Here is a 449-nt window from a genome sequence, read left to right as displayed (position 1 = left end):
GGAGGATTAGCTCAGCTGGGAGAGCATCTGCCTTACAAGCAGAGGGTCGGCGGTTCGAGCCCGTCATCCTCCACCATATGATTTTTGGACATGCTTTTTATAAATGCCGGTGTAGCTCAATTGGTAGAGCAACTGACTTGTAATCAGTAGGTTGGGGGTTCAAGTCCTCTCGCCGGCACCACTAGGTTTCTTATATATGTGCCATTAGCTCAGTCGGTAGAGCATCTGACTTTTAATCAGAGGGTCGAAGGTTCGAGTCCTTCATGGCACACCATTTTTCCTTAATATGCGGGTGTGGCGGAATTGGCAGACGCGCTAGACTTAGGATCTAGTGTCTTTGACGTGGGGGTTCGAGTCCCTTCACCCGCATGATGTTGCGGAAGTAGTTCAGTGGTAGAACACCACCTTGCCAAGGTGGGGGTCGCGGGTTCGAATCCCGTCTTCCGCTC

General features: G+C 51.4%; 5 tRNA genes. All 5 read left to right on the top strand.

Annotated elements, in window-relative coordinates:
• The 5 genes from AZ46_RS19725 (at nucleotide 1) to AZ46_RS19705 (ending at nucleotide 448) form a co-directional block, all read left to right on the top strand.
• A tRNA-Val gene (locus AZ46_RS19725) sits at nucleotides 1-76 on the top strand.
• A 29-nt stretch (nucleotides 77-105) separates the two neighbouring features.
• Nucleotides 106-181 (top strand) — tRNA-Thr (locus tag AZ46_RS19720).
• 17 nt (nucleotides 182-198) lie between these two features.
• Nucleotides 199-274 (top strand) — tRNA-Lys (locus AZ46_RS19715).
• Nucleotides 275-288: 14 nt separating this feature from the next.
• Nucleotides 289-369: transfer RNA gene (locus AZ46_RS19710), tRNA-Leu, on the top strand.
• A gap of 7 nt (nucleotides 370-376) precedes the next feature.
• Nucleotides 377-448, top strand: a tRNA-Gly gene (locus AZ46_RS19705).
• The last annotated feature ends 1 nt before the right edge of the window (nucleotide 449 follow it).

It is taken from the genome of Metabacillus indicus LMG 22858 (assembly GCF_000708755.2).
GTDB classification, from domain to species: domain Bacteria; phylum Bacillota; class Bacilli; order Bacillales; family Bacillaceae; genus Bacillus_P; species Bacillus_P indicus.
The sequence above is the reverse complement of the archived record's forward strand: the minus strand, read 5'-3'. Positions and strand labels throughout refer to the sequence as shown.